Genomic DNA, 20,300 nt, shown 5'->3' with positions numbered 1-20,300 from the left:
CAGGTCACTCCAACCCTCATTAACAGGCACCCTCATGAAGAAGACTCTCCTCTCGCTCGTCATTGCCGTCGCTCCGATTTCGGCTGCGTTTGCACAAAGCAACAACACGATCAAGTTCATCGGCGAAGTCACGGACCAAACCTGTAACGTCGCGATCAACGGCACGACCGCCAATCCGACGGTGCTGCTCCCGGCCGTTTCAACGGCAGAGCTGGACACGTCCGGCAAGACCGCCGGCAAGACGGACTTCACCATCAGCGTGAGCGGCTGCACCGTGTCTAACACGGCGGATCAGGCAATCAAGACCGTGTTCGTCGGCAGCAAGGTCTCAGGCGGCAATCTCGGTAACACGGCGGGCGGTACCAATGCTGCCACACAAGTGGCGCTGCAACTGTTCGATCCGGCCAAGTCGGGCGCGCCGTTCGATCTGAGCAAGCCCGGCGGCCACACCGCGTCCGGCCTGAACCTGAAGAAGGGCGATACGTCTGCATCGTACGACTTCGCCGTTCAGTACATCTCGGAAGGCAAAGCAACGGCCGGTGCGGTGAACGGCAGCGTGCAGTACATGGTTAGCTACCAGTAAAAGCTGTGTCACATAAAAAACAGATGCGTCGGAGAGGCGCTGTGGGGCGGGTCAGTTCAAGTGTTTCGCTTGCGATCACACTGCTCGCTTCCAGCGCTTTCGCGGGAACGGCCTGGGGCAGCGTCGTGCTGCCCCATACCCGTGTGATCTACGACGGGAGTGCGAGCGAGCGAACACTCCGGTTGACGAACCGCGACGAGACCCCCAGCGTGATGCAAGTCTGGGTCGATACCGGGGACGCCACTTCCCCCCCGAGTACGGTGAACGCGCCTTTTGTCGTGAGTCCGCCGGTCTTCCGTATCGAGCCGAACAGTGGTCACTCGGTGCGGCTCGTATTCGTCGGCGAAGGCTTGCCGATGGATCGGGAAACGCTGTTCTATCTGAATACGTTGCAGATTCCGTCCGTAAGCGCGAGCGTCGCGGACAGAAACAGGATAACCCTGCTGCTGCGCAACCGGATCAAGCTTTTCTATCGTCCGGCTGAAATCGAGGGCGATCCGGCGCAGGCCCACGAAACGCTTGATTTTCATTTCACCACTGGTAAAGCAGGGAGCGAAAAAATCGTTGCAGATAACGGGTCGGGCTATTACGTATCGCTCGTCGAGGGAAAACTTAAGTGCGGCTCACACACTGCGACATTCGAACCCGACATGATCGCGCCGCACTCAAGCCACGAATGGAGCGTAAAGGGAAATTGTCCACTCAACGGGGAAATCGTCCGTGTTAGTGTTCGATATATTGACGATTACGGCGCAGTCAGGGATGCAGAATATAAAGCTGCAATCCCCGACTTGAAATGAGATGTCTTATCGCCGACATCCCAAAAGCACATCCTCACGTCGGTCAGTCAAGAAGAAAACCCTGCTCCGTTCGTCACTGTGTTGCGCCACATTCGCACTCGTCACCACGACGAGTCACGCAATAAATGTGGAAGCGCCAAAAGATGTGCCCTCGTCCAATAATTCACCCGACGATTTCGGTTTCGACAGTTCGCTGCTGGTCGGATCGCAGCTTGGCGTAGCCGATATCGAGCGCTTTAATAAGCCCAATGCGGCTGAGCCGGGTGAATATCGGGTTGATATTTACGTTAATAAGGTTTTTCTGGCGAGTAAGACAATCGAGTTTCGCCGGATTGACAACGACGATGAGGTTCGCCCGTGCCTGAGTGACGCGCTTCTGGAATCGAGTGGTGTGATCGTGCGAGCGGCGAGTCCAGCCGCCGCCGCGAGTGACGCTGCCGCGAGTGGCGCCGCGAACGGCGCTGCTGATGTACCGGCAAGCACCCCGGCGGCCAGCAACCCAACGGCCGGCACCGCCGATCGCCCGGCGGGCGATGATGCGAGCGGCTCCGTCGCCGGTGCCCAGCAGCAATGCGCACCGCTCGCAACGCGCGTGCCCGGTGCGTCCGCAACGTTCAATCTGCCGCACCTGCGTCTCGACCTCGACGTACCGCTCAATCAGATGAAGCGTACGGCACGCGGCGCGATCGATCCTGCCAACCTCGACGCTGGCCGGACGATGGGCTACGTCAACTATGACGCGAACTACTACACGGCATCGACCGCCCGGAATCTGGTTAATTCGCTTTATGTCGGAACCCAGTCCGGCATGAACGTCGGGCTGTGGCGCTTTCGCGAGCAGGGCACGCTCAACTACTACAGCGGCTCCGGGCGGAACACCAGCACCTGGAACAATATCCGCGCGTATGCCGAACGGCCGCTGGTTTCGATCGGCAGCAAGCTCGAAGTGGGTCAGAGCTATACGAATAGTCTGCTCAGCCCGGTCGCCTATACCGGCGTTCATATCGAATCCGACGAGCGGATGCTGCCCGATTCGATGCTCGGCTATGCGCCCACCGCCAAGGGTATCGCCCGGACCAACGCGCGCGTGGTCGTGAGCCAGAACGGCAGCACGATCTATCAGACGACGGTCGCGCCCGGTCCGTTCGTGATCGACGATCTCCAGCCGACAGGCTATTACGGCGATCTGGTCGTCCGTGTGTATGAAGCCGACGGGCAGGAATCCTCGTTCAAAGTACCGCTCCTGGCCGCCGTCACTTCACTGCGGCCGGGTATGTCGCGCTACGGCATCACAATGGGCCGGGTGCGCCAGATCGAAGGCGCAAAAGCCGTGTTCGCCGATCTCGCCTATGAACGCGGATTGAACAACACGCTCACGGTCAATGGCGCCTTGCGTGTGGCCACGGGCTATCAGTCCGCGCTCGTCGGCGCCGTGCAGGGCACGTCATTCGGCACGTTCGCCGCCAATGTCGTGTGGTCGAATGCGTTCGACGAAACCGGCAAGCGCGTGCATGGCTGGCAGACCACCCTCAGCCACAGCCATACGCTGCAGCCGACGAATACGACATTTGCCGTGACGGCATACCGTTACTCGTCCAGCGGCTATCGCGATCTGCTCGACGCGCTCGGCGCGCGCGCCGCCTACCAGGACGGCCGGACCTGGCGATCGAGCACCTATCGGCAACGCGACCGGCTTACCGCGAACCTCAACCAGGGCTTTGGCCGCTACGGCTCGGTGTTGTTGTCCGCATCGGCAAGCGGCTACTACAAATCGAGTTCCCGCGACACGCAGTACCAGCTGAGCTACAGCAACCACGTCAAGTCGGTCGACTTCGCGGTTTCGGTCGTCCGCCAACGATACCTCTCGCTCGACAGCAGCAGCGAGCCTGTTATCGGGAGCGGCTCGCCCTTCGTCGCGCGCCGGACGTACCGCGGCGATACGGCGGTCATGGCGACGGTCTCCATTCCGCTCGGCCGGAGCGCGCGTTCTCCGACCGTTTCCAGCAGCATCGCCAGCGCCGGCAATCAAGACGCGTCTTATCAAGTGTCCATGAACGGCACGCTCGGCGAAACGCGACCGTTGAGCTATGGCTTGAATGTCGCGGGGACGACGCAAGGCGGGCAACCGACCGTGAGCGGCGCCTTGCAGCACAACTTCTCCGCAATTCAGGCAGGCATGAGCGCATCGCAGGGCAGCGGTTTCTGGCAGGCAGGCACGAATCTACGCGGCGCGGCGGTCGTGCATGCGGGTGGTGTGACGTTCGGGCCGTACCTGAGCGATACGTTCGGGCTTGTCGAGGCAAAAGGCGCGGAAGGCGCGACGCTGCGCAATGCATCCGGTGTGAAGGTCAATAGTTCCGGGTACGCGATCGTGCCGTCACTCACGCCTTACCGGAACAACGATGTTGTACTCGACTCGAAGGGCATTCATCAAAAGGCCGAACTGACGACGAGCGAAGTTCGTGTCGCGCCATACGCCGGGGCGGCCGTGTTGCTGAAGTTTTCGACGAGAACCGGCCATGCCGTGCTCATTCGCGCGAACACGTCCGACGGCTTACCGATTCCGCTCGGCGCGAACGTGATCGACGCCACCGGCACGACGATCGGGATTGTCGGCCAGGGAAGCCAGGTCTATGCGCGCGTGCCCGATACGCAAGGGACGCTGATCGCCGAATGGGGCGGCCAGTCGAAAGATCGTTGCACGATCGACTATCGGCTGGATACGACGCAAACCAGCTCGGCCATTGCCCGTCTCGACGGCCTGTGCGTATCGCCGCCGCAGACGAAACTCGTTGCGAAGAAATGAAGCGCTTTCGTCAATCAAATGGATTGCTAAAGATGAAAACCGGATCGAAAACACTGCGCGCGCGGCACGCTGCCTGCGTGGCAACGCTAGCGCTCCTGGCAATGATGCTCGTGCCGGGTTCTGTCCTGGCTGCATCGACTTCGAAGGGTTGCTACAAGATCCAACAAGAAACGGGCGACAAGAACGCGGCGTGGTATACGCAACCCGGCTCCATCGCCAAATCCTGGTACGGCGCGGCTGACAAGGCGGGTAAAGGCGCGTATGCGATGACGGTCCAGCTGACGAATTTCTCCAACAACGGCGACTTGATCGGAAGCCGCACCGCACCGCTCGACGATATGGGCGCCGATGGCGTCCGTGGCTACACAGGCGAACAGATATTGTTTCGGTGCTCTCCCGATTCAGAAGGCACGATGTACGAATTCTTCTCGACAAACGGCGACAACTCTGAATTCGGCGGTACTGATGTTAGCGACACATCCGGCATCCCCGGTACCTACAAGTATCCTGAGAAGGGCATTGTCTCGCGCGTGACGAACGTGGACACGGGTCAGGTGGTGACGCGCCACTGGAAAGCGCGGTTGATGACCGGCCTGGATAGAGATGAACAGAATTGGTTTCTCGTGAAAGTGAAGAATTTCAGCCGGTACAGGGTCGATCTGTACCAATGCACAAACTGCGGTTCAAAAATGGATCACAGGATAGAGCCGATTGCGTACGTCGCGTTCAGGGGCGGTAAAAGCGGCAACATCCCCAGCAAGGATCTCAAAATCGGCGACGATCACAATGGCAACGTTTCGGGCTGGCATCACCATTGGCCTGGCGCGATTCACCCAAAGCATGATCTCATCGTGCGAACCGGAAAGTTGACCTGTGCCGTGCGCAATACGACGCCGATAGTTCGTTTTCCACCGATGTCGGTGGAGCAGCTGGAGCGCGGCGAGAAAGCCACGATGCCGATCACGATCGACATTCAGTGCGAAAACGGATTCGGCAAACTCAGCAGCGGATTGAAAGAGAATCAAACCGCAATTGGCTTCCTGGCCCGGGAGGAGAACGCGGCGTACGCAAGACCACTGGGACTCGTAACGGGCGGAAGCGCCGTGACGGATCTGCTGTCCGACGGCTACGGCACGAAGAATGTGGCAAAGGGCGTTAGCGTCACGCTGTCCCGGCCGAGCAACAATGGGGCGATAGTGCTTCTCACCAATCGTTACGTCACGCTGGGCGGCTACGGGGACGGCTGGTATCCGGTGCTTCTGGATACGACACAAACCGGCTCGGACAGCACCTGGGACTACTACACGCGCACAGTCAATGCGACCTTCGAGGCGTTTAACCCCAAGCGAGAGAAGGTCACCCCCGGAAAATACAATGCGACGGCGGAAGTCGTCATCGCGATCCAGTGACGTGAGGTCGGTGTCTCAACGCCATACGCTTGCCCCGATCAGAAGACGGTTCGCTCAGTGCGTGGCCCTGTCCGTATCCTGTGCTGGTTCCGGCATGGGTTGATGAACGCCTGAGCGGAACAACGACGTTGCACTCGACTCCAAGGGTATTCATCGCCCAGCCAAGGACTAGAGATGAAAACCGGATCGAAAACACTGCGCGCGCGGCAAGCTGCCTGCGTGGCAACGCTAGCGCTTCTGGCAATGATGCTCGTGCCGGGTTCTGTCCTGGCTCAGTCGAAGGCGAAGGGTTGCTTCAGGATCAATGGCAAAACGACCGACAAGAACTCGTCGTGGTATACGCAACCCGGCCTCATCGCCGAACCCTGGACGGGAGCGCTTGACTCGGCCGGTAAAGGCGCGTATCCCATGACGATCCAGATAACGAATTTCTCCACGCACGGCAGCTTGCTCGGAAGCGCCACCGCATCGCTCCACGATATGGGCGCCCCCGGCGTCGGTAGCTACAAAAACGAACAGGTATTGTTTCGGTGTTCTCCCGATTCAGCCGGCGAGATGTTCGAATACTACTCGACAAACGGCGACAGCCCCATGGCCGGCCACGTGGACGTTCATGAGCTCTCCGGCATCCCCGGTACCTACCGGTTCCCTCAGAACGACGTCGTATCGCGCGTAACCAACGTGGACACCGGTGAGTTGGTGACGCGCTACTGGAAGAGCCGGCGGATGCTCGGCGTGGATACAGATGAGCAGGGTTGGTTTCTCGTGAAAGTGAAGAATTTCAGCCGGTACACGGTCGATCTTTTTCAATGCAAAACCTGCGGTTCAGTAACCAATGACTGGTGGCAGCAGCCGATCGCCTACGTCGCGTTCAAGGGCGGCGCTGCTGGCGGGAACATCATCAGCCCGGGGCTAAGGGATAACGCCGATCACAACAACGAATGGTCGGGCTTTTATGAAATGTGGCCTGGCTCGATTAACCCAAAGCTGAACCTCAAAACGCACACCGGAACGACGACCTGTGCCGTGCGCAATACGACGCCGGTGATCCGTTTTCAACCGAAGTCGGTGGAGGATCTCATGCGCGGCGATAAGATCACGGTGCCGATCACGATCGATATCCAGTGCGAAAACAAATTCTACACATGGCATAGCGGAACGGCTGACAAGCAAACCGCAATGGGCATCATGGCTCGGCCGGAGAACGCGGCGAACGCGCGACCACTGGCACTTGTGACTGGAAGCGGAAGCGCCGTCACTTATCTGCTGTCTGACGGCTACGGCACCAAGAATGTGGCAAAGGGCGTTGGCGTCACGCTGTCCCGGCCGAACAACAGGCCGATGTATTTCCTCACCAACCGTTACATCACGATGGGCGGCGCCGCGGACGGCTGGGAGCCGGTGCTCGACGATGCAACGGAAAACGGCTGGGACAACGACTGGAAATACTACACGCGCACAATCAATGCGACCTTCGAGGCGTTTAATCCCAGGAGATATCCTGTCACCCCCGGAAAATACAACGCGACAGCGGAAGTCGTCATCTCGATCCAGTGATGTGATGTCAATGTCTAAACGCCATACGCCTGCCCCCGGCAGAAGAGGGTTCGCGCAGTACGTGGCCAGCCATGCGATTCGCGCGTCGCTCTGCGTGGCCATGTACGCGGCGTCGGCCGGTGCAATGCAGGCTATCGCCGGCGTGACGCCGACGATATCGCGCATTGTGATGCCTGCGGGCGCCACCGAAGTATCGGCTCGACTTGTCAACATCAACACGTATCCGGTGCTGGTTCAGGCGTGGGTCGACGACGGGCGACTCGATACGACGCCACAGGAATCGACTTCACCCGTCATCGCACTGCCGCCGATCTTCCGGATGGATGCCCACGAGCGGAAAAGCCTGCGGTTGATCAATTCGGGCGCGCCGTTGCCGACCGATCGAGAGTCGCTGTTCTGGCTGAGTCTGCACGAAATTCCATCGACGTCGAAAAACAGGTTCAGCGACGCGCAGACCGTGACGATCACGATGCGCACTCAGTTCAAAGTGTTCGTGCGTCCCGTTGACAAGCTTCCGTATCCGGCGACCGAGTTGCCGAAGCGGCTGACGTTCTCGGCGACAGGTGGGGACTCCGGTCTCGTGCTTTTGGTGCAAAACCCGACGCCCTATTACGCGACGATCAGCATGCTGGATGTTTCGGTGGGCGACACATCGCAACCGGCAACTGTCGACATGCTCGCGCCGTTTTCCGATTCGTCGGTTCGTTTGGACAGGCTTCGGGTGAAGGCTGGCGAGCTCGCGAAGGTTAAGTTCGCCTTGATCGATGACGATGGTAATTCGGTGGAGGGGGAGCGGAGCGTGGCTGTCAATGACTGAGGGGTGTTTGCGTAGCGGCGTGAGGCGTTTCGCGGTTTGGGTCTGCATCGTGACGTGGTTAGGATGATATTGCACCGGATTGCCGCTCTTGAAGTCATGAACGTCATGAACTAGCATTTGCCCATGGCCAAGATCCCTCCCCTCTCCGCCCCCGTCTTCGATCCGCTTCTGGGTGATGTCACATACGCCCGAGGCCCTTATTCGGATACCGAAACCGAAGCGGTTGTCCATCTGCCCTCGCCAGAAGGGGTGACGCGGCACGACTACTTTGCTGCCAAGGAAAAAGGGCCGGTCTGGAAATCTACCGATGAGACGATAGAGGTGACGAACCTTTCCCTGGGTGAGCCTGACCGCCTGGGCCGGTATTGCCTGCCCACCGCGTTGAGCAAGAAGGAACTGACGCGCATCGCAGGGTTCAAGGTCATCAGCCACCCGGACATCCACGCCCGAGGCAGCAAAAAGGCGCCACCGATCGTAAGCCCTCGGGACTTTCTCGATCTCGCAAAGCGGACGGCGGAACACCTCCCGGATACGATTGAGGGCCGTGTGGCGCATCTCTCGGTTCTCTTTGCCAAGGTCGCATCAGGTGAGCCGCCTGCCGCCATTTTCAAGGCGATGCCCGCGCTCGCCGCCAAGCCTCGCGAACAAGTAGCGCCCACCGATCCCCTTGCCGCTGCACGTGCGCGCGGTCGGCATCACGCGCTCGAACTTTACGAGCACCCGGACAACCTCACGTTGCTTGATGCGCGCGACTATGCGGGTCGCAACGAGCGGAAGATCAACGAGCAACGGCAGGCAGGCGAGGTCTACGCGCTACTGCCGCCGGGGAAAATGCGCGGTTTTCGCTACCCGAAGTGGCAGTTCGACGCCGAACCCGAGCGCCTGAAAGACGCCCTTAAACCGTTCGTCGACGCGTCCTCCAACTGCTGGGTCATTCACTCGTTCATGCTGGGCAAACGGGCATTGCTCAACAGCCGCGCCCCATCGGACGTCATCGTTGACAGCGCAGCCGACCTCAAACCCGTAATTGATCTGGCCGAATCCGAGATCGCTGGCGAGCAAGGGGCACAATGACGGCAGGCCCAACCTCGCCGTCGACCCTCGACGCACCGCTGCCGCCAGCCAATTTCGGCCGAGCGCAGTTGCCGGTTTTTGAGCTGAACCTGGCCGCGACGAACCTGTACCGGGTGCACCGTCGAAGCTATGGCCCGATCTTCTACAACCGCCGCTCCAGTTCGTCGACGACGTTCCGCTTCGATGCGCCGAACGACGAATATGGCGTGCTGTACGCCTCGCCCTCGTTCGACGCCTGTCTGGCTGAAACGCTTCTCCAGCACCCGCAACTCGCGAGCTTTCTGGACCGATACGATATCGGCATTGCCGTTTCTGATGGCACGCGCTGGCGTACTTAGGAAACCTGATACAGAAATCGCCGTGCTCGACACGCAGCCCGGCTTCGACCGCGGTACGCCTCGGGTTAATATTGCTAATTAGAAAACGGCCTGAATCCCAGATATAAAAAGAAAAACCCCGCACAAAGGCGGGGTTGAACTTTACCGTTTTCGATGACGCGAAACGTCAGAACGGAATATCGTCATCCATCTCATCAAAACCGCCGCCAGCCGGCGCATTCGAACGACCGCCACCACCGCCGCTCGCACGCGGCGCGCCGCCACCGGCCGCACGGCCACCGCCACGCGGCTGCTCGGCCGGCTCGCGGCTGTAGCCGCCGTCATCGCCGCCCATCGACGCACCGCCGCTGCGGCCACCCAGCATCTGCATCTGGTCCGCAACGATTTCCGTCGAGTAACGGTCGGTGCCGTCCTGCGCCTGCCACTTGCGCGTGCGGATACGACCCTCGATATACACCGACGAGCCTTTCTTCAGGTACTCCGACACGATTTCGGCCAGGCGGCCAAAGAACGACACGCGGTGCCATTCGGTCATTTCCTTGAATTCGCCCGAGGCTTTGTCCTTGTAACGGTCGGTCGTCGCAAGGCGAATGTTCGCCACCGCATCGCCGCTCGGCAGATAGCGCACTTCCGGATCGGCCCCGAGGTTGCCGACGAGAATGACCTTGTTCACGGATGCCATGAAATTCTCCTGTTGTGCCCAAGGACAGTTTCTTTTGTCTAAGGGACAAGCTATTTGTCAAAAATAGAGCCTGGGGACATTTTCCTGTCAAAGCCCGCGCTCTGCCAGCGTACGTCCAACAGGACATTCCAAATCAGATCCACACCCGTCGCAACACGGCCCCACATATTTGAACCCGTCGCAACTGGCCTGGCATCCCGAACGCCTTCTGCGAAGGAGTTCGATTTGCCCGAAATTGTAACCGAGCGCCGCGGGTTGCCCCATCGAGCATTCGAACGATGGCCATTATGGATAGGGCGACGCGGTCAAGCCTGGCCTTGGGCCGGGGATCGTTGCCCACCCTGCGCAGCAGGCAGCAACGGCTCGCCAGGTGCGCCATCAGCGCTATTCGTTCGTCTCGCATACGGTCGTCGTGGGCTACACTCAAGTCCGCCGGAACGACTGCGTGCGCCTTGTACCCAACAATGAACAGAGTTTCACCTTCAATTTCGGGGGAGATGAGTTATGGAACGCTGCCTTTGCCAAATTAAAGGTTCGCCAGGGAGCGACTAAGCATGCGTCTCAGCAAGTTGTTGCGACGGTCCTCCCATAGGGAATCCGGAACCGGGGACGGCAATTCACAGGGTTGGAGATTTGTACTTCACCGTATCGGCTTCGCGAAGTTTGTGGCGGCCGTCATTCTCATCCTGGGAGGCATGTGGCTGTTTCTCGGTATTCTTGAAGACGTCGTCAGCGGCGACCCTTTGGTCACCGTCGACCGGATGCTTCATGACGGGCTGCAGGTGCTTCGCGTTCCGCTGTTCGATCACGTGATGGTGGCCGTTTCGGAGCTTGGCGATGCGGCCGTCACGATTCCCGTGTCCCTGGCCGTGCTCGCCGTGCTCCTGTTTCGGCGCGAATGGCGGTCGGCCGGCTACTGGATCGTTGCGCTCGCAGCGGCTGAAGCTTCGGTCAAGTTGCTCAAGTTCGCTGTTCAGCGGTCCCGGCCCGTGTCGATCTACGAAGGCATTGAGCGTTTTTCCTTCCCCAGCAGCCACGCGACGTTGAGCATCGTGGTCTATGGTTTCCTCACCTACCTCGTGTGTCGCGGACATCGGAGGGAGGTGCAGTTCAGGATTGCCATGACAATCGGTTGGGTCATAGCGCTGATTTCCTTTTCCCGTCTATACCTTGGTGTTCACTGGTTTTCCGACATCATCGCGGGTCTCAGTCTCGGCATGGCCTGGATTACGTTTTTATCGGTCGCCCATCATCTGCGGGATCGAGACAGGCAAGGTTCCTCCGTGCTGTGGGTGTCTGCCCTCGTGACTTTTCTGGCCGCCGCTGTGATTCACATCGCCCTGTCCCACGCTGTTGATTTTGGGCGCTACGCCATGTAGCTGACGACGGAATCAGGGACGAATATCGACTTCAGGCATGCATGCTTTCATGCGCTGGCGCGCACGGTCATTGCGCATCACCTCATCTGACCGCGCGACGCCAGCCTTATGCCTCGGAGCAGGCACGACGGGAACATCACCGGAAGGCCTTCAGGGTTTCACGGTGTGCCACATGCCCTTGAATCCGTCGCCGTTCATTTGACCGGCCTGTTTGTCCTGCGCAAAGCGATACAGGGGGTGGCCCTTGTAGGTCCATTGATGCTTTCCGTTACTGGCAGCGATGAGCCCCCAGTCGCCGCTCGCCTTGTCGTATGAATCCGCGACGGCTGCGGACCACGTGGCGGTACAGGCGCCAACGCAGGCGCTCTTGCCCGGCACCGTGTCCTTGTCGAACGTGTAGAGCGTCATTCCATCGTCGTCGACGACCCTTCCGTTCGAAATCTTTGGAGTCTCCGCAACCGACACAATCGGCAGGGCGCAAGCAATGATGCACAACAGGGTTCTGGTCATGATTTCCATCCTTGCATAGATGCGGCGGCAGCGTCACCGCACGACGGAACGACGCGAAGATCGCAAACGTGGCGCGAAGTCGTGCCAAAGATCGACACTGCGCGACGCGCGTAACAGTTAAACGATTGATCCGGGGTCCTATTCCGTTCCCCGCGCGCTACGCTCTGCCGCACGGCGGACGGATGCGCGCGCATGGCGTAATGTCGAGGCGAAACCTCCGGTACTGCGATGTCACCTGCCAGGAATCCCGTTTCAAACCTGCTCCCGCCAGCGGGCGTGGACCGGCGTGCGCTGCTGCTGCTCGCTGCGCGGAGTCTGCGCGGGATCTGCGACGGGTTCGTCGCCGTGCTGCTGCCGGCGTATCTGCTGTCGCTCGGTTTCGGGAAGCTCACGGTAGGCCTGATCGGCACCGCGACATTGTTGGGCTCGGCCGTTGCGACTGTCGTTGTCGGCTTGATGGGCGGCCGTTGCCCGCAGCGCGCGCTGTTGCTCTTCGCCGCCGCCCTGATGGCGGCAACCGGCCTGGCGTTTGGATTCCTGTCGTCGCTGTGGCCGCTGCTCGTGGTGGCGTTTGTCGGCACGCTCAACCCGGGTTCAGGTGATGTCAGCCTGTTTCTGCCACTCGAGCACGCACGCCTCGCCGAATTCGCGCAGGGCGACGCCCGAACCGCGCTCTTCGCCCGCTACAGCCTCGTTGGCGGGCTGTCGGCGGCACTCGGCGCGCTCCTCACCGGACTCCCGGACTGGTTCGCCGCGCATACCGTCGTTTCCGCGCGCTTCACCATGCGCTCGATGTTCATCGTCTACGCATTAACAGGCGTCGTTGTATTTCTGCTGTATCTGCGTTTGCCGAAACGCGAGGCGCACGCGGCGACGCTCCACACGCCACTTGGGCCGTCGCGCGGGATCGTCACACGTCTTGCGCTCCTTTTCAGCGTCGACGCGTTCGCGGGAGGCCTGCTCGTCAACTCGCTGCTCACGCTGTGGCTGATTCAGCGCTTTGGTCTTTCGCTTGCCGCCGCGGGACAGTTCTTTTTCTGGTCCGGGCTGCTGGGCGCGGGTTCGCAACTGGCCGCTGCGCCCATTGCTCGCAGGATTGGCCTGCTCAACACCATGGTGTTCACCCACATTCCATCGAGCGTATGTCTGATCGCGGCCGCCTTCACGCCAACGCTACCGCCGACTCTGGCCTTGTTGCTGGTGCGCAGTGCGCTGTCGCAACTCGATGTGCCGACCCGGAGTGCTTACGTGATGGCCGTCGTGACGCCACCCGAACGGCCGGCCGCTGCGAGCTTTACGGCGGTGCCGCGCAGCCTCGCAGCGGCGGTGGCGCCGACGATCACAGGCGGGCTGCTTGGAGCCGGCTGGCTCGGCGCGCCGTTGATCGTGTGCGGCACGCTCAAGATCGCCTACGATCTCGCGATACTTGCCGCTTTCCGTCACATCAGACCCGACGGAGGCTGATCGCGACCGGCAGGCCGCTGAAAAACGCGTTGAGGGTGCGAGCCGTGAGCGGCGCGCGCAAGGCGAGTGTCTCCACGCGCGCGGAGCGCCTTGGCGCTCATGCCGTTGTGCCGGTATCAGGCGCGCTTGGGCGGCGCCTTCATGTTGGCCGCGACGATCAGCCAGGACAGGACGAGCCCGGAGCACGTATAGAACACCGTGCTCGCGCCGCCGTGCTTGAGGAGCCAGCCGCCGACCACGCCGCCGAGCGCGAGGCCGATGGACTGCGTGGTGTTGTACACGCCCGTGGCCGCGCCCTTGCGTGCGCCCGGCGCGAGCTTCGAGACAAGCGACGGCTGCGACGCCTCCAGGATATTGAAGCCGAGGAAGTAGATGAAGAGCACTGCGCCGACGATCATCAGCGTGTGCGCGAGCGAGCCGAGCAGAAGCTGGCCGATCAGGATGAGCGAAATCGCGCTGACGAGCACCGCCTTCATCTTGCCCTGCTTTTCGGCGACGATGATGGCCGGGACCATCAGCACGAATGCGAGGCCCATCACCGGCAGATAGATCATCCAGTGCGACGAGACCGGCAGGCCCGCATCGACGAGCAGGCGCGGCACGACGAGGAAGAGCGCCGTCTGCGTCGCGTGCAGCACGAGCACGCCGTAGTTCAGGCGCAGCAGCTCGACGTTGTGCAGCACTTCGGCGAAGGGCGCGCGCACGTGCACGGGCTTGGGCGCATCGGGCACCACCCAGAGCACGACGCCCACCGCGAGGATCGAGAACACGCCGACCAGCGTGAAAAGCCCGCTCATGCCGACCCAGTGAAACACGATCGGTGCGCCCACAATGGCGACCGCGAACGAAATGCCGATCGAGCCGCCCACCATCGCCATGGCCTTGGTGCGGTGCTCTTCGGCGGTGAGGTCGGCGATGAACGCGATCACCGCGGACGACACCGCGCCCATGCCCTGAATCACCCGGCCGACGATGATCCAGTCGATGTCGTGCGCGAACGCGGCGACGAAGCTGCCGAGTGCGAAGATCACGAGCCCCGCGGCGATCACGGGCTTGCGCCCGATCCGGTCGGAGAGCCAGCCGTAGAAGATGTAGAGAAGCGATTGCGTGACGCCGTAAGCGCCGAGCGCGATGCCGACCAGCAGCACGTTGTCGCCGCCGGGGATCGTTTTCGCGTAAACCGAAAATACCGGCATGATCATGAAGAGGCCCAGCATGCGCAGCGCGAAGATCGCAGCGAGCGACACGGTCGCGCGCAACTCGGGCGCGGACATGCGTGATGAAGTAGCGGACGGATTGGACATCGGAAAGGTGGTTTGATTAGGCTGCCGCTGCCCGCGGAAATGGAAGCAGGCGAGCGCGGACTTCGTTAGTGCCGTAATGGCTCCCGGCTTGACACCCCTGCGGCTCCGGCATCCTCGCGCGGCGCAACGTGCGCTTGTGCCGCGCTTGTGCCGCGCCTGTGCCGCATCTGGTTCCTCCGGTACTTCCGGCGCCGTCTTGCAACAGCACGCGAACGCCCCATCTGCGATGCAGGAACAACGGCCCGCCTGGTTTGACCAAAGCAGTGACCGCAGCGCTCATTGCAATGCTCGTCGCAGTGCTCATTGCAGTACCGGTAACCGCACCCGCGGCATTACCTTTCAAGAGCCTTTAAAGACCGTCAGCAAGCCGTAACGGCGGTCTGGAAAAGTCGTTATAGTAGCAGGTTTAGCCTTCCCTTCTGCTGCAGGTTCATGGAACAAATCCGTATCCGTGGGGCCCGAACCCACAACCTGAAGAACGTCAATCTGGACCTGCCGCGCCACCAGCTCGTTGTCATCACCGGGCTCTCGGGTTCGGGCAAATCGTCGCTCGCGTTCGACACGCTTTACGCGGAGGGCCAGCGGCGTTATGTGGAAAGCCTCTCGGCCTACGCGCGCCAGTTTCTGCAGCTCATGGAAAAGCCGGACGTCGATCTGATCGAGGGTCTGTCACCGGCTATTTCCATCGAGCAGAAAGCGACGTCGCACAATCCGCGCTCGACGGTCGGCACCGTCACGGAAATCCACGATTACCTGCGTCTTTTGTTCGCGCGCGTCGGAACGCCCTACTGCCCCGACCACGAAATCGCGCTCGAAGCCCAAAGCGTTTCGCAGATGGTGGACGCCGCGCTCGCACTGCCCGAAGACACCAGGCTGATGATCCTCGCGCCCGTGGTCGCCGACCGCAAGGGCGAGCACACCGAACTCTTCGACGACATGCAGGCCCAGGGCTTCGTGCGGTTTCGCGTGCGCTCGGGCGGCGGCACGGCCAACGAGGGCGAGGCGAAGATCTACGAAGTCGAATCGCTGCCGAAGCTCAAGAAGAGCGAGCGGCACAGCATCGACGTGGTCGTGGACCGGCTCAAGGTGCGCGCCGACACGAAGCAGCGCCTTGCCGAATCGTTCGAGACGGCGCTGCGCCTCGCCGAAGGCCGCGCCATCGCACTCGAAATGGACACGGGCAAGCAGCACCTCTTCAGCTCGAAGTTCGCGTGCCCGATCTGCTCGTACTCGATTCCCGAACTGGAACCGCGTCTTTTCTCGTTCAACAACCCGATGGGCGCGTGCCCGGAATGCGACGGCCTCGGCCAGATCACGTTCTTCGATCCGAAGCGCGTGGTCGCGCATCCGTCGCTGTCGCTCGCGGCGGGCGCGGTGAAGGGCTGGGACCGGCGCAACCAGTTCTACTTCCAGATGCTGCAGAGCCTCGCGGCGTTCTACGACTTCGACATCGACACCGCTGTCGAGGATCTGCCCGAGAACGTGCGCAAGATCCTGCTCTACGGCTCGGGCAAGGAAGAGATTCCGTTCTCGTACATCAACGAGCGCGGCCGCACTTCGGTGCGCGCGCACGTATTCGAAGGGATCATCCCGAACCTCGAACGCCGCTACCGCGAAACCGATTCGGTCGCCGTGCGCGAAGAACTCTCGAAGTACCAGAACAACCAGGCCTGCCCGCACTGCGAAGGCACGCGGCTGCGCCGCGAAGCGCGTTTCGTGCGGATCGGCTCAAATGCGGGTTCAAATGCGGACTCAAGCGCGGACTCAAGCGCGGGCGCGGCCGGCGACGCGCGCGGCATCTACGAGGTGAGCAGCTGGCCGCTGCGCGAGACGCTCGGCTACTTCCAGACGCTGCGGCTCGAAGGCGCAAAGCGCGAAATCGCCGACAAGGTCGTGAAGGAAATCGTCGCGCGCCTGATGTTCCTGAACAACGTGGGCCTCGACTATCTCTCGCTCGATCGCAGCGCGGAAACGCTCTCGGGCGGCGAAGCGCAGCGCATCCGCCTCGCTTCGCAGATCGGCTCGGGCCTCACCGGCGTGATGTACGTGCTCGACGAGCCGTCCATCGGGCTGCATCAGCGCGACAACGACCGCCTGATCGCCACCCTCAAGCACCTGCGCGACCTCGGCAATTCCGTGATCGTCGTCGAGCACGACGAGGACATGATCCGCATGGCCGACTATGTCGTCGACATGGGCCCGGGCGCGGGCGAGCACGGCGGCATGGTGATCGCCCAGGGTACGCCGGAGGAAGTGGAGAGCGACCCGGCGTCGATGACCGGCCAGTACCTCTCGGGCGCGCGCCGCATCGAATTCCCGGACGAGCGCAAGGAGCCCGACGAGCGCCGCCTGCGCATCGTGGAAGCGCACGGCAACAACCTCAAGCGCGTGACGCTCGATTTGCCCGTCGGCCTGCTCACCTGCGTCACGGGCGTCTCGGGCTCGGGCAAATCCACGCTCATCAACGACACGCTCTATCACGCGGTCGCGCAGCATCTGTACGGCTCGTCGGCGCAACCGGCGCCGTTCGAGGCGATCGAGGGCATGGAGCACTTCGACAAGGTCATCAACGTCGACCAGTCGCCCATCGGCCGCACGCCGCGCTCGAATCCGGCCACCTACACGGGCCTCTTCACGCCGATCCGCGAGCTGTTCGCGGGCGTGCCCGCGGCCAAGGAGCGCGGGTACGATCCGGGACGCTTCTCGTTCAACGTGAAGGGCGGACGCTGCGAAACCTGCCAGGGCGACGGCGTCCTCAAGGTGGAAATGCACTTTCTGCCGGACGTGTACGTCCCGTGCGACGTCTGCCACGGCAAGCGCTACAACCGCGAAACGCTCGAAGTGCAGTACAAGGGCAAAAACATCAGCGAGGTGCTCGACATGACCGTCGAGCAGGCCTACGGATTCTTCAAGGCCGTGCCGGTCGTGGCGCGCAAGCTGAAGACGCTGCTCGACGTCGGTCTCGGCTATATCCGGCTCGGCCAGTCGGCCACGACGCTTTCGGGCGGCGAAGCGCAGCGCGTGAAGCTCTCGCTCGAGCTATCCAAGCGTGACACCGGCCGCACGCTGTATATACTCGACGAGCCGACCACGGGCCTGCATTTCCACGACATCGCGCTCTTGCTGGAAGTGATTCACCGGCTCCGCGACCAGGGCAACACGGTGGTCATCATCGAGCATAATCTTGACGTCATCAAAACCGCCGACTGGATCGTGGACATGGGCCCCGAAGGCGGCGCGGGCGGCGGCCAGATCGTCGCACAGGGCACGCCCGAGCAGGTCGTAAAATCGAAGGCGAGCTTCACCGGACGGTACCTCGCGCCTCTGCTCAAACGGCAGACCGATGCGCTGGCAACATCGGCGGGGAAATAGGGCAGCTGCCCGGGGGAACACGCGGCAACGCGTGCGGGCACCAACAACAAGGCAGCGAATCAGGGGAATTTAGCGTTCCTGCCGATCTGGAAACGGGATACTCGGATCATGGTCAAGCGCAGCGAAGCGACAGACGAAAAACAGGTGCGCGACCTCAGGCCGCGGCCGGTCCGGCTGACGAGCGACATGAGCCTGCCGAATCTCTCGGCCGTCGAAATCGGCAGCTACATCGTTGCAATCGGCGGCTTGTGGACCGTGCTCTACCTGAGACTGCTCGGCGCGCTCCTCGCGGGCATGCTCGTCTACCAGCTGGTTCACACCATCGCGCCGTTCATCGAGCGGCGCATGTCGAGCCAGCGCGCGCGCTGGGCGTCGGTGGTGCTCGTCTCGATCGTGATCGTCGGCACCTTGACGGGGCTCATCGTCGGCGTCATCGAGCACTTCGAGCACGACGTGCCGAGCGTCCAGCAGGTCATGACCCAGATGATGTCCTTCGTCGACCAGGCGCGCGGCCGCATTCCGGAAGCCGTCGCGGCCTACCTGCCGGTGGACGTCGACCAGTTGAAGGTCAGGGCCGTCGCGCTCATGCACGAGCATGCCAACCAGCTGGGCCAGGGCGGCAAGAATGCCGCGCGCATTTTCGGGCACATTCTGATCGGCATGATCATCGGCGCGATCGTCGCCATCAGCGCGCAGAAGAACACGCAGCGCCTGCCGCTTTCCACCGCGTTCGTCACGCGCGTCGCGCGCTTCGCCGACGCGTTTCGCCGCATCGTCTTCGCCCAGGTGAAGATTTCAGCCATCAACACGGTGTTCACGGCCCTCCTCCTGCTGCTCGTCCTGCCGATCTTTCACTCGCGGCTGCCGCTGGCGAAGACGCTCGTCGTGGTGACGTTCGTGGTTGGCCTCCTGCCCGTGATCGGCAATCTGATCTCGAACACGCTGATCGCCGCCATCGCGCTCACGGTGAGCCTGCCCGCCGCGATCTCCGCGCTCGTGTTCCTGATCGTGATCCACAAGCTCGAATACTTCCTGAACGCGCGCATCGTCGGCGGCCAGATCGAGGCGCGCGCATGGGAGCTGCTCGTCGCCATGCTCGTGATGGAGGCCGCGTTCGGCCTCCAGGGCGTCGTGGCCGCGCCCATTTTCTACGCCTATATCAAGCGGGAACTGATTTATCTGCGGCTCGTTTGAATGCGGCCGCAACAAAAAACCGGCGCCCTCGCGGACAGCCGGTTTTTTTACGCCTGTTCTTTTACGCCCGCGAGTTTGCGCCCAATGATTTACGCCCGGTTTTTCCGGGCGCACAGCGCACTGAAGCCTAGCGGAACACCACCGTCTTGCTGCCGTTGAGCACGATGCGATGTTCGACGTGCCACTTCACGGCGCGCGCGAGCGTCACGCACTCGACGTCGCGGCCAATCGCCGTCAACTGATCCGGCGTCATGCTGTGGTCGACGCGCTCCACTTCCTGCTCGATGATCGGACCTTCGTCGAGGTGCGTCGTCACGTAGTGCGCGGTCGCGCCGATCAGCTTCACGCCGCGGTCGAATGCCTGGTAGTACGGCTTCGCGCCCTTGAAGCTCGGCAGGAACGAGTGGTGAATGTTGATCGCGCGGCCTGCGAGCGCGTCGCACAGTTGCGGCGAGAGGATCTGCATGTAGCGCGCGAGCACCACGAGATCGGCGCGCTCGCTTTCCACCACCTCCAGCACGCGCGCTTCCTGCGCGGCCTTCGCCTCCTGCGTGCCGCCGAGCAGCGGGAAATGATGGAACGGAATGTTGTAGCTGGCGGCGAGCTGGTAGAACTCCTTGTGGTTCGAGATGATCGCCGGGATCTCGATCGGCAGCTGGCCCGTGCGGTAGCGGAACAGCAGATCGTTCAGGCAGTGGCCGATCTTCGAAACCATGATGACGACGCGCGGCTTCACGTTCGCGTCGTGCAGTTCCCAGCGCATGCAGAATTCCTGCGCGAGCGGCGCGAATGACGCGCGCAGCCCTTCGAGGCCCGCATCGCCGCCCACCTGCTGGAAGTGGACGCGCATGAAGAACTCACCCGTGTGGCTGTCGCCGAACTGCGCCGAATCGAGAATATTGCCGCCGCGCTCGAACAGAAAACCCGACACGGCATGCACGATGCCCGGCCGGTCGGCGCACGACAGTTTGAGAATAAAGCTGTGATCGGTCGACATGACCCTCGTAACTC

Annotated in this window: 16 protein-coding genes; 12 read left to right on the top strand and 4 right to left on the bottom strand. The window is 61.8% G+C overall.

All coding sequences use genetic code 11. The features are described from left to right. Nucleotides 1–34 precede the first annotated feature (34 nt). The 8 genes from EPN59_RS18775 (at nt 35) to EPN59_RS18740 (ending at nt 9,384) form a co-directional block, all read left to right on the top strand. Nucleotides 35–583: a fimbrial protein gene (locus EPN59_RS18775; RefSeq protein WP_293038067.1), complete on the top strand. Its 549-nt coding sequence runs from the start codon at nt 35–37 to the stop codon at nt 581–583. A 41-nt stretch (nt 584–624) separates the two neighbouring features. Then, nucleotides 625–1,383, top strand: coding sequence for a molecular chaperone (locus EPN59_RS18770; RefSeq protein ID WP_293038066.1), 759 nt, complete (start codon nt 625–627; stop codon nt 1,381–1,383). 1 nt (nt 1,384) lies between these two features. Then, nucleotides 1,385–4,189: a fimbria/pilus outer membrane usher protein gene (locus EPN59_RS18765; RefSeq protein ID WP_293038065.1), complete on the top strand. Its 2,805-nt coding sequence runs from the start codon at nt 1,385–1,387 to the stop codon at nt 4,187–4,189. Between the two features lie 32 nt (nt 4,190–4,221). After that, nucleotides 4,222–5,598: a fimbrial protein gene (locus EPN59_RS18760; protein ID WP_293038063.1), complete on the top strand. Its 1,377-nt coding sequence runs from the start codon at nt 4,222–4,224 to the stop codon at nt 5,596–5,598. A gap of 174 nt (nt 5,599–5,772) precedes the next feature. Beyond that, on the top strand, nt 5,773–7,155 hold the full coding sequence (locus tag EPN59_RS18755) for a fimbrial protein (protein WP_293038061.1): 1,383 nt from the start codon (nt 5,773–5,775) through the stop codon (nt 7,153–7,155). Nucleotides 7,156–7,165: 10 nt separating this feature from the next. Continuing rightward, nucleotides 7,166–7,972, top strand: coding sequence for a molecular chaperone (locus EPN59_RS18750; RefSeq protein ID WP_293038059.1), 807 nt, complete (start codon nt 7,166–7,168; stop codon nt 7,970–7,972). Between the two features lie 123 nt (nt 7,973–8,095). Next, entirely contained in the window at nt 8,096–9,046 is a 951-nt protein-coding gene (locus EPN59_RS18745; RefSeq protein WP_293038057.1) for a hypothetical protein, read from the top strand. Continuing rightward, entirely contained in the window at nt 9,043–9,384 is a 342-nt protein-coding gene (locus EPN59_RS18740; RefSeq protein WP_293038055.1) for an RES domain-containing protein, read from the top strand. Before EPN59_RS18745 ends, EPN59_RS18740 begins: the two co-directional genes overlap by 4 nt. Nucleotides 9,385–9,550: 166 nt before the next feature. Here EPN59_RS18740 and EPN59_RS18735 read toward each other — a convergent pair whose 3' ends face one another. Then, nucleotides 9,551–10,066 carry a single-stranded DNA-binding protein gene (locus tag EPN59_RS18735; protein WP_293038053.1) on the bottom strand — a complete coding sequence of 172 codons (516 nt, stop codon included), beginning with the start codon at nt 10,064–10,066 and terminating at the stop codon, nt 9,551–9,553. A gap of 554 nt (nt 10,067–10,620) precedes the next feature. On the opposite strand from EPN59_RS18735, the gene EPN59_RS18730 reads away from it, so the two are divergent. Beyond that, on the top strand, nt 10,621–11,445 hold the full coding sequence (locus tag EPN59_RS18730; protein WP_293038051.1) for a phosphatase PAP2 family protein: 825 nt from the start codon (nt 10,621–10,623) through the stop codon (nt 11,443–11,445). A gap of 150 nt (nt 11,446–11,595) precedes the next feature. Here EPN59_RS18730 and EPN59_RS18725 read toward each other — a convergent pair whose 3' ends face one another. After that, complete coding sequence (locus EPN59_RS18725; RefSeq protein WP_293038049.1) at nt 11,596–11,955, bottom strand: hypothetical protein; 360 nt, start codon at nt 11,953–11,955, stop codon at nt 11,596–11,598. Nucleotides 11,956–12,183: 228 nt separating this feature from the next. Between EPN59_RS18725 and EPN59_RS18720 the strand changes: the two genes are divergently transcribed. Further along, nucleotides 12,184–13,419, top strand: a complete 1,236-nt coding sequence (locus tag EPN59_RS18720) for an MFS transporter (protein WP_293038047.1) — start codon at nt 12,184–12,186, stop codon at nt 13,417–13,419. A 116-nt stretch (nt 13,420–13,535) separates the two neighbouring features. Here EPN59_RS18720 and EPN59_RS18715 read toward each other — a convergent pair whose 3' ends face one another. After that, nucleotides 13,536–14,723 carry an MFS transporter gene (locus tag EPN59_RS18715; RefSeq protein WP_293038045.1) on the bottom strand — a complete coding sequence of 396 codons (1,188 nt, stop codon included), beginning with the start codon at nt 14,721–14,723 and terminating at the stop codon, nt 13,536–13,538. A gap of 432 nt (nt 14,724–15,155) precedes the next feature. On the opposite strand from EPN59_RS18715, the gene uvrA reads away from it, so the two are divergent. Both uvrA and EPN59_RS18705 read left to right on the top strand, forming a co-directional pair. Continuing rightward, nucleotides 15,156–18,095: an excinuclease ABC subunit UvrA gene (gene uvrA, locus EPN59_RS18710; protein ID WP_293038043.1), complete on the top strand. Its 2,940-nt coding sequence runs from the start codon at nt 15,156–15,158 to the stop codon at nt 18,093–18,095. A 108-nt stretch (nt 18,096–18,203) separates the two neighbouring features. After that, nucleotides 18,204–19,289, top strand: a complete 1,086-nt coding sequence (locus tag EPN59_RS18705; RefSeq protein ID WP_293038041.1) for an AI-2E family transporter — start codon at nt 18,204–18,206, stop codon at nt 19,287–19,289. A 127-nt stretch (nt 19,290–19,416) separates the two neighbouring features. Here EPN59_RS18705 and purU read toward each other — a convergent pair whose 3' ends face one another. After that, entirely contained in the window at nt 19,417–20,286 is an 870-nt protein-coding gene (gene purU / locus EPN59_RS18700) for a formyltetrahydrofolate deformylase (RefSeq protein WP_293038039.1), read from the bottom strand. Nucleotides 20,287–20,300: the final 14 nt, after the last annotated feature.

The organism is Paraburkholderia sp., from assembly GCF_004298475.1.
GTDB classification, from domain to species: Bacteria; Pseudomonadota; Gammaproteobacteria; order Burkholderiales; family Burkholderiaceae; genus Paraburkholderia; species Paraburkholderia denitrificans.
Note: the sequence above shows the minus strand (reverse complement) of the source record. Positions and strands in the feature narration are given on the sequence as shown.

Excerpts from the sequence above, each read along its gene's own strand:
- EPN59_RS18775 (WP_293038067.1), top strand. The coding sequence starts at position 35 with ATGAAGAAGACTCTCCTCTCGCTCGTCATTGCCGTCGCTCCGATTTCG.
- EPN59_RS18765 (WP_293038065.1), top strand. The coding sequence starts at position 1,385 with ATGTCTTATCGCCGACATCCCAAAAGCACATCCTCACGTCGGTCAGTC.
- EPN59_RS18760 (WP_293038063.1), top strand. The coding sequence starts at position 4,222 with ATGAAAACCGGATCGAAAACACTGCGCGCGCGGCACGCTGCCTGCGTG.
- EPN59_RS18755 (WP_293038061.1), top strand. The coding sequence starts at position 5,773 with ATGAAAACCGGATCGAAAACACTGCGCGCGCGGCAAGCTGCCTGCGTG.
- EPN59_RS18750 (WP_293038059.1), top strand. The coding sequence starts at position 7,166 with ATGTCTAAACGCCATACGCCTGCCCCCGGCAGAAGAGGGTTCGCGCAG.
- EPN59_RS18745 (WP_293038057.1), top strand. The coding sequence starts at position 8,096 with ATGGCCAAGATCCCTCCCCTCTCCGCCCCCGTCTTCGATCCGCTTCTG.
- EPN59_RS18740 (WP_293038055.1), top strand. The coding sequence starts at position 9,043 with ATGACGGCAGGCCCAACCTCGCCGTCGACCCTCGACGCACCGCTGCCG.
- EPN59_RS18735 (WP_293038053.1), bottom strand. The coding sequence starts at position 10,066 with ATGGCATCCGTGAACAAGGTCATTCTCGTCGGCAACCTCGGGGCCGAT.
- EPN59_RS18730 (WP_293038051.1), top strand. The coding sequence starts at position 10,621 with ATGCGTCTCAGCAAGTTGTTGCGACGGTCCTCCCATAGGGAATCCGGA.
- EPN59_RS18725 (WP_293038049.1), bottom strand. The coding sequence starts at position 11,955 with ATGACCAGAACCCTGTTGTGCATCATTGCTTGCGCCCTGCCGATTGTG.
- EPN59_RS18720 (WP_293038047.1), top strand. The coding sequence starts at position 12,184 with ATGTCACCTGCCAGGAATCCCGTTTCAAACCTGCTCCCGCCAGCGGGC.
- EPN59_RS18715 (WP_293038045.1), bottom strand. The coding sequence starts at position 14,723 with ATGTCCAATCCGTCCGCTACTTCATCACGCATGTCCGCGCCCGAGTTG.
- uvrA (WP_293038043.1), top strand. The coding sequence starts at position 15,156 with ATGGAACAAATCCGTATCCGTGGGGCCCGAACCCACAACCTGAAGAAC.
- EPN59_RS18705 (WP_293038041.1), top strand. The coding sequence starts at position 18,204 with ATGGTCAAGCGCAGCGAAGCGACAGACGAAAAACAGGTGCGCGACCTC.
- purU (WP_293038039.1), bottom strand. The coding sequence starts at position 20,286 with ATGTCGACCGATCACAGCTTTATTCTCAAACTGTCGTGCGCCGACCGG.